The following is a 7,647-nucleotide window of genomic DNA, read 5'->3' on the forward strand; positions in this document are numbered from 1 at the left end:
GCGAGAAGTGGACGCTCTCGTTTGACCCGGACCTGAAGGAGTTTCTCATCCGGACGGCGCGGCGCCGCGGCATATACCCGGTGACACTCCTCGAGGAGCTGGTCCGGGAGAAGTTCAATCCCTACGGACATACCGCGGTGAGGGACAGCGCGGAATACGTCCGCATGCTGCGCCGCCGCTCCCGAAGCCGCTCGGACGCGGCCTTCCTGAGGGAGATCCGAGCGTGGCAGCGGTCCGCGTCCTCGTAGACACCGACATCCTGATCGACTACTTCAACACCGGCGCTCACGGCGGGCTCCTCGGCGATCCGCGCAGCCGCATCTACTACTCGGTCGTCACGCGGAAGGAGCTGCTCGCGAAGAAGGGCCTGAGCAGCGCCGAGCGCGGAGCGATCGCCGAGGCGCTGCGCCGGTTCCGGCTCGTTCCCCTGGGGTCCGCCATCGCGGGGCGCTACTGGTCCTTGCGCCGCAGGTACCCGGATCTCGAGAAGGAAGATGCCCTGATCGCCGCGACGGCGCTGGTGAAGAAGCTGCCGCTGCTGACGGGCAACTGGAAGCACTTCCGGCATGTCGCGGGGCTCGCGCTCTACGCTGGCCGTCAAGGCGCCGCCTGACGATGCGGGCCGACGGCGCCGGCCTCGATGTCGCTTTCCCGTTCATCATGGCCGGGTTCGATCGTCATGCTCCTCGCCCTCCAGGAACAAGGCTGGCCCGCGCCACGTCGGGGATGCGATCCCACGCGAGGATCGGTCGACCCCTTGGGCAGGAACGGGTCCTCGGGTAGAATCCTCCGAGGCATATCCATGAGTCAGCGTCCCGAGGTCATCCACAGCGATCCTGAAATCCTTGGTGGCACGCCCGTTTTCGTCGGGACCCGCGTGCCGTTCCGCAACCTGATCGACTACCTCGAGCACGGTCACAGCCTCGACGAGTTCCTGGACGAATTCCCGTCGGTCTCACGCGAGCAAGCGGTGGCCGCTCTCGAAGCGGCTCACGAGGCCCTGAGCGCCGGTGCGCGTTCTGCTCGATGAGCAGCTGCCGCGTCATCTAGCACGCGAGCTCACAGGGCATCAGGTTCGCACGGTGCAGGAGCAAGGTTGGGCGGGTCTGAAGAACGGCGAGCTGCTTCAGCGAGCCGCGGACGCCGGGTTCGAAGTCTTCGTCACGGCTGACCGGAACCTCGAGTTCCAACAGAACCTGGCTCGGTCTCGGCTCGGTGTCGTTGTTCTCGTTGCGCCGAGCGTCGCTCTCGAGGATCTGCGACCGCTTGTTCCGGCTACGCTTCTGGCAATCGCAAGGGTGCGAGCCGGCGAGGTAGCGCGCGTTGCCGCCTGACACTCGGCGCAGCAGCTCGGGCGTTTCCTCGAGCCGGTTCCCGAGGCAGGGCACGCTATCACGGCCTCGGCGAGGGCGGCGAGCGAGAGCCCCTCGGTCATGCGAACCCAGCGCTCGAGCTCCGCGCCATCCACCCCGGCGAGCTTGGCGGCCAGGTAGCTCCGGCGCGTTCGCTCGTCGGCAGCGTCGATGCGGGCGATGCGGTCGAAGCGTCGCGGGCGCGCGACGAAGCGGCGGGGTCACATCGGCCCCTGGTACACCTCCGCGAACCGCATCCCCGCCTCCGCCGCCACGCCCAGGTTGGCGGCGCGGTCGGTCCTGACGCAGATGACCACCGGGCCCGCGACCTCGCGCGCCTTCGCGAGCGCCGACTCGACCTCGGCGAGGCTCTCGGCGTAGAGGCCCTCGCAGCCGAGGCCGCGCGCCACGACGTCCCAGCGCACCGTCCCCATCTCCGTGCCGAAGTTGCGCCCGTAGAGCATCTGCTCGTTCGGGACCTCCATCGACCACGAGCCCTCGGCGAAGACGATGACGGTGATCCTGGCGCCCTCGCGCGCGGCGGACTGCATCTCCATGAAGTGGAAGCCGGCCGCGCCGTCGCCGGTGACGCACACGACCTCGCGCGCGGGGCTGCCGAGCTTCGCGCCGAGCGCCGCGGGCACGCCCGTGCCGAGCATGCCGAGCTCGAGGATGCTGAGATACGAGCGCGGTCGCGTCGGCGGCAGGAACCAGTACGCCCAGAGCGAGGTGAAGCCGCCGTCGGTCACGTAGATCGCGCCCGGGCCGAAGGCCGTGCCGATCGCCTGGATCACGCGCGCCGGGTGCAGCCCCGGTCCGGCCCAGCTCTCGACCACGCGCATCTGCTCCTTCCACCACTCCTCCGCCGCGCGCCGGCAGCGCGCGAGGAAGCCGGGATCCCTCGCCCGCGTCCGCTTCGCCTCGAGCGCCGCCGCCAGGCTCGCGAGCGCCGGCTTCACGTCGGCGACGATGCCGAGCGCCAACGGGCGCGTCACGCCGATGTGCCGCGGATCGACGTCGATCTGCACCACCCGCTGCGTCGCGGGATCACCCCAGTACTTGTCGTACGGCAGGTCGAGGTTGCCGAGCCGCGACCCCAAGACCAGCACGACGTCGGCCTCGCGCTTGGCGAGGTCGCCGCCCGCCCCCAGGCCGTAGACGGTGTTGGGATGGTCGAGCGGCACCACCGCGCGCCCGGCCATGGACGCGATCACGGGGCACCCGAGCCGCTCGACGACCGCGAGCAGCGGTTCGTTGGCCCCGGCGCGGTCGACGCCGGAGCCCGCGATCACGAGCGGTCGCGCGGCGCCGGCGAGCAGGTCCGCGACCTCCGCGATCCGGGCCTCGGACGCCTCGGGCAGCGAGGCACGGTACGCCGCGGGCGCCGGCACGCGCACGCTCGACTCGTCGCCCGTCGCGTAGAGGACCGGCGCGGGCAGCTCGAGGTGCACCGGTCCCGGCCGGCCCGTCCACATCTCGCGGAACGCGAGCCGCACGACCTCGGGGATGCGATCCCACGAGAAGATCGGTCCGCCCCACTTGACGACGGGCCTGTAGACGTCGAGCTGGTCCTGCCCCTGGAAGGTGGAGGGCGGGGACGGGTACACGAGGCCCAGCCGGTGCTGCGACGTGATCGCAACCAGCGGCACGCCCTCGTGCCGCGCCGTGATGACGCCCGCGAGCAGGTTGGCCGAGCCCGGACCGGGGTTGCCGATCACGGCCGCCACCTGGCCCGTCGTCTTGTAGAGGCCCTCGGCCATGTGCGCCCCGGCGGCCTCGTGGCGGACGGGGACGAGCCGTATGGCGTGCTCGTCGAGCGCCGCCAGCAGCGGGTCGATCTCGGGCGACGGGAGACCGAAGACGAAGCGCACGCCCTCGTTGGCGAGGCAGCGGGCCAGCAGCCGTCCACCGTTCAGCTCGGCCATCGGACACCTCCTCGTGAGACTGATCCGGGCGGGCACCGCCGGCTCAGCGCGCGAAGCCTGGTGGCCGCCAGCCCGCCTGGTAGCAGTCATTACAGGTCGGAAAGACCCGCGGACCCCGAGCGTCCACGCCCACGAGTCCCCACGTCGTCCTCCAGACGCCGCGCTCTTCGGCGTCGAGCGGATGCGCATGGCCGACTTCCGTCGGGATGCTCTTGCCGCAGTTCGCACACAGCGTGCGAAGCGCAGGATTGGCCTCGGCTCGGAACTGGGACCCCTTCTGGGCCATCGCGATCGCCCGCCTCCAACGCTGGGGGCGGGCCAGGCATCAGTGGCGCGCCTACACCTGAACCTCGACATCGGATCCCTGTATGCGCACCGGGTACGGCGGTACGCCGCGCGGCGCCGGCGGACCCAGCACGGCGCCGGTCTTGATGTTATAGATCGCTCCGTGCCAGGGGCACGTCACCTCCTCGCCCGACACCTCGCCCTCGCACAGCGGGCCGCCGCGGTGCGTGCAGGTGTTGTCGATCGCATAGAAGCTCCCCTCGAGGTTGAAGAGGGCGATCTTCTTCCCGGCCACCTCGACACACTTCGCCTCGCCCGGAGCGAGGTCGGCGGTGCTCGCGACCTTGATGAACTGCGCCATTTGGACCTCCTACCTCGCTTCTAGCTGGATCACCACCCCACCCGCGACGATCGAGGAACCACCAGGATTCGCCCCGCCACCGTTCAGAAAGTGCGTGTAGATGCGCTCACGCGGGGAGCTTCGCGAACCCCGCGGGGGCCGGCGAGACGAAGCGCAGGCGGGCGCCGGTCCGGGGATGGTCGAAGCCGAGCACGTGCGCGTGGAGTGCCGGCCGGCCGAAGGGATCGGTGCCGCTGCCGTACGCGGCGTCGCCGGCGATCGGATGCCCGAGCCCGGCGAGGTGCACGCGGATCTGGTTCCGCCGCCCGGTCTCGAGCTTCACCTCGAGCAGGGTGTGGCGCTTGCCGGCACGGAGCACGCGCCAGCGCGTGATGGCAGCGCGCCCCCGCCCGGGTCGGCGGGTCTCGCGCACGCGGCCGGGCGCATCGTCGACGAGCCGGCTCGCGATCGTGCCCTCGGGCCGCGCCGGCCGGCCCTCGACGACCGCGAGGTACGTCCGCTCGACGGTGTGCGCCGCGAACTGCCCCTGCAGGGCCCGCTTCGCGCCGGGCGACAGGGCGAAGACGAGGAGCCCGGACACGAGTCGATCGAGGCGGTGCACCACGAAGACCCGGGCCGGCGGCTTCCGCGCGCGTGCGTGAGCCGTCAGCTGCGCGTACACGGTCCGCTCCCGCTCCCGCTCCGTCGCGATGGTGAGGAGTCCGGCCGGCTTCTCGACCACGATCACGTCGTCGTCCTCGTACACGAGGGCGAGGCCGGGCGGCAGCGCCGCGCGCGGCCCCTTCGGCCCGACCTCCACGACGTCGCCGGCCGCGAGCGCGGTGTCCGCGCGCCGCACGATCGTGCCGTTCACGCGGACGCGGCCCCCGGCCAGCATCTGCTTCCGGGTCCGGCGCGATGCCTCGGCGAGCAAGCGGGCGAGACAGTCGCCGAGCGAGACGGGCGCCGGTACCGTGTACGGCACCGCCGCTCAGCCGCCCGCGAGCCCGGCGACGTCCTCAGGCATCGGGCGCCAGCATAGCGGTCGAGAGGGCGTCAGCGCTGGCGCTCGAGCGCTGCGCGGTCCCAGTGCCCGAGTTCGGCCGCCGCCTCGTACGTGCTCTGGAGGAACTCGAGGAGTACCTCGTCCGGCGAGGTCGCCTGCCGCACCTCGTCGTAGGGCAGGACGAACTCCCCCAGGTCGCGGCTGAAGGAGGCACTGCCCGGACGAACCCGTGCCGCACCGAACCCGTCCGGCGTGGGGTACGCATACGAATAGTACGCCGGGAAGGGCATCGGTCCACCGCCGGGCCAGAACCCGCAACTACTCACCTCGTGGGAGTAGGCTTCCCGGGTGACGGCGTCCGGCAGGTGCGGCACGCCTCCCGGATGCTCCGGAGCTCGGCGCCCGGAGAAACGCGTCACCGCCAGGTCGGAGCTGCCCCAGAAGAAGTGCACCGGGCTGCACTTACCGATGAAGCGGGCGCGGAAGTCCTTGAAGACCCGGTCCGACTGTACCAGGACACGCCAGAAGCGATTGGCGTATTCCGCATCGTACGACGCATGCTCCCGGTCGGTGTCGAGCGGGATCGCGTCCGGCAGCTCGTTGGGCGCCGAGTGGATCTTCACCTCCAATCCGAGCTCACGCAGCGTCGCGAAGAGCTCTGCGTAGAAGTCCGCTACCGGATGGGCCCGCAGCGCGATCGTCCGCACCGCGCCCTCACCGGTCTGGATCAGGAGCCCGTGGTCGATGAAGTCGAAGTCGAGCTGGAACGTCCGCGTGCCGTACGGGATCGGGGACGTCGTCAGCCCACGCGCGGTCACGTAGAGGGTGACATGCCACGAGTGGTTGATCCAGGGACTCCGGGCCAGGCGGATCTTTCCGACGATCTGCGTCCACCGGTGCAGCGTGGCGTACGTGTCCTTCCAGTCCTCCAAGGGCAAGCTCGGCCATGGGTCGGGGCTGGCACTCGGTTGCATCGCCGCCCTCCTTCCGGATGCGCATACCATACCCGATGACGCCGCGGGCAGGTGGCTGCGCGCGCCTGCCCCGGCGGAGGGCATCTCTTGCCGATCGGGGAGCCCCTAGGCATCGTACGGACCGCTGATCCTCAGGCCCCCGTGCGACGAGGGCGTCGTCCTGGCGGCGCCCGCCTCTCGGCCGTGTGCGGAGGTTGCTCGGCCGTGGGTGCTTGCCGCGACGATCCTCGGCTCGAGCATGGCCTTCATCGACGGCACCGTCGTCAACGTGGCGCTGCCGGCGCTCCAGCGCGAGCTCGGGGCCACCGTCGCCGACGTCCAGTGGGTCGTCGAGGCGTACGCGCTCTTCCTCTCGGCGCTGCTGCTCGTCGGCGGCTCGATGGGGGATCGCTTCGGACGGCGCCGCGTCTACGCGAGCGGGATCGCCCTCTTCGCCGCGGCGTCGACCGCCTGCGGCCTCGCCGCCAGCGTCGGGCAGCTCGTGACCGCCCGCGCCGTGCAGGGGGTCGGTGCGGCGCTCCTCGTGCCGGGCAGCCTCGCCATCATCAGCGCGTCGTTCCCCGAGCAGGAGCGGGGGCGGGCCATCGGGACGTGGTCCGGCTTCACCGCGATCACGACCGCCCTCGGGCCCGTCCTCGGCGGCTGGCTGATCGAGCACCTCTCGTGGCGCTGGGCCTTCTTCGTGAACCCGCCCCTCGCCGTGGTCGTGCTCGGGCTGGTCTTCTGGCGGCTGCCGGAGAGCCGCGATCCCGAGGCGCCCCGGCGGCTCGACTGGGCCGGTGCCGCGCTCGTGACCGCGGGGCTCGGGGGTATCGTGTACGGGCTCATCGAGTCGTCACGCCTCGGATGGCGGCACCCGCTGGTCTCCGGGGCACTCGCCGGGGGAGGTGGAGCCCTGCTCGGGTTCGGCGCCGTCGAGGCCCGGAGCCGCACGCCGATGGTTCCGCCGGCGCTCTTCCGATCCCGGAGCTTCACCGGGACGAACCTCCTCACCCTGCTCCTCTACGGCGCCCTGGGGGGCGCCTTCTTCTTCCTGCCGCTCGACCTCATCCAGGTGCAGCGGTACTCCCCGACTGCGGCGGGCGCCGCCTCCCTCCCCTTCGTCCTGATTCTGTTTCTGCTCTCGCGATGGTCGGGTGGCCTGGCTGACCGCTTCGGCGCGAGGCTTCCCCTGGTGCTCGGGCCGGTGATCGCCGCCGGCGGCTTCGCTCTCCTCGCGCTGCCGAGGATCGGCGGCAGTTACTGGGGCACGTTCTTCCCAGCCATGGTGGTGCTCGGGCTCGGGATGGCGGTGAGCGTCGCGCCGCTGACCACGACCGTGATGAACGCCGTCGAGGTGAACCGCGCCGGCACCGCCTCGGGCATCAACAACGCGGTGTCGCGTGCGGCGGGGCTGCTGACGGTCGCCGTCATGAGCGTGCTCGTCCTGCGCGTGTTCAACGGCGAGATGGACCGCCGGCTCGCCACCATGCGCCTGGCGCCGGACGTCGAGGCGGCGCTCGATGCCGAGCGGGTGAAGCTGGGTGGCGCCGAGGCCCCGCCGGGCGCGCGCCCGTCCGAGCGCCTCGCCATCCAGCAGGCCGTCGCCGAGGCGTTCGTCAGGGGGTTCCGCTGGATGGCGCTGCTCAGCGCGGGCCTCGCGCTCGCGAGCGCGGCCACCGCCGCCCTGACGATCGCGAGAACCCCCTCGCCGCCACCTTCGCCGACTTCCGCGGCCGGGCGCAAGCAGGCGCAACCGTTGACCGGGAGGCGCCGCGCGTCGTAC

Annotated in this window: 8 protein-coding genes; 4 read left to right on the top strand and 4 right to left on the bottom strand. The window is 71.6% G+C overall.

Translation table 11 applies throughout. The features are described 5' to 3' along the window. Window positions 1–73: 73 nt before the first annotated feature. The 3 genes from E6J59_06320 to E6J59_06330 all read left to right on the top strand — a co-directional run bounded on the left by E6J59_06320 (window position 74) and on the right by E6J59_06330 (window position 1,334). On the top strand, window positions 74–613 hold the full coding sequence (locus E6J59_06320) for a type II toxin-antitoxin system VapC family toxin (GenBank protein ID TMB21204.1): 540 nt from the start codon (window positions 74–76) through the stop codon (window positions 611–613). Between the two features lie 189 nt (window positions 614–802). Beyond that, a complete protein-coding gene (locus tag E6J59_06325; GenBank protein ID TMB21205.1) occupies window positions 803–1,030 on the top strand; it encodes a DUF433 domain-containing protein in 228 nt (75 codons plus the stop codon). Then, entirely contained in the window at window positions 1,011–1,334 is a 324-nt protein-coding gene (locus E6J59_06330; GenBank protein TMB21206.1) for a hypothetical protein, read from the top strand. Before E6J59_06325 ends, E6J59_06330 begins: the two co-directional genes overlap by 20 nt. A gap of 239 nt (window positions 1,335–1,573) precedes the next feature. On the opposite strand, the gene E6J59_06335 is transcribed toward E6J59_06330, so the two are convergent. The 4 genes from E6J59_06335 to E6J59_06350 all read right to left on the bottom strand — a co-directional run bounded on the left by E6J59_06335 (window position 1,574) and on the right by E6J59_06350 (window position 5,882). Next, window positions 1,574–3,634, bottom strand: a complete 2,061-nt coding sequence (locus E6J59_06335; protein ID TMB21207.1) for a thiamine pyrophosphate-binding protein — start codon at window positions 3,632–3,634, stop codon at window positions 1,574–1,576. After that, complete coding sequence (locus tag E6J59_06340) at window positions 3,615–3,923, bottom strand: non-heme iron oxygenase ferredoxin subunit (protein ID TMB21208.1); 309 nt, start codon at window positions 3,921–3,923, stop codon at window positions 3,615–3,617. Before E6J59_06340 ends, E6J59_06335 begins: the two co-directional genes overlap by 20 nt. Before the next feature lie 106 nt (window positions 3,924–4,029). Continuing rightward, the gene (locus E6J59_06345; GenBank protein TMB21209.1) at window positions 4,030–4,887 is read right to left on the bottom strand and encodes an RluA family pseudouridine synthase; all 858 of its coding nucleotides are present in this window, start codon (window positions 4,885–4,887) and stop codon (window positions 4,030–4,032) included. A gap of 71 nt (window positions 4,888–4,958) precedes the next feature. Continuing rightward, window positions 4,959–5,882 (bottom strand): hypothetical protein, encoded by a 924-nt coding sequence (locus E6J59_06350; protein ID TMB21210.1) that lies wholly within the window; start codon window positions 5,880–5,882, stop codon window positions 4,959–4,961. A gap of 124 nt (window positions 5,883–6,006) precedes the next feature. Here E6J59_06350 and E6J59_06355 point away from each other — a divergent pair. Continuing rightward, on the top strand, window positions 6,007–7,647 hold a 1,641-nt coding region (locus tag E6J59_06355; protein TMB21211.1), incomplete at its 3' end, for an MFS transporter.

This window comes from Deltaproteobacteria bacterium (genome assembly GCA_005879795.1).
Classification (GTDB): domain Bacteria; phylum Desulfobacterota; class Binatia; order DP-6; family DP-6; genus DP-6.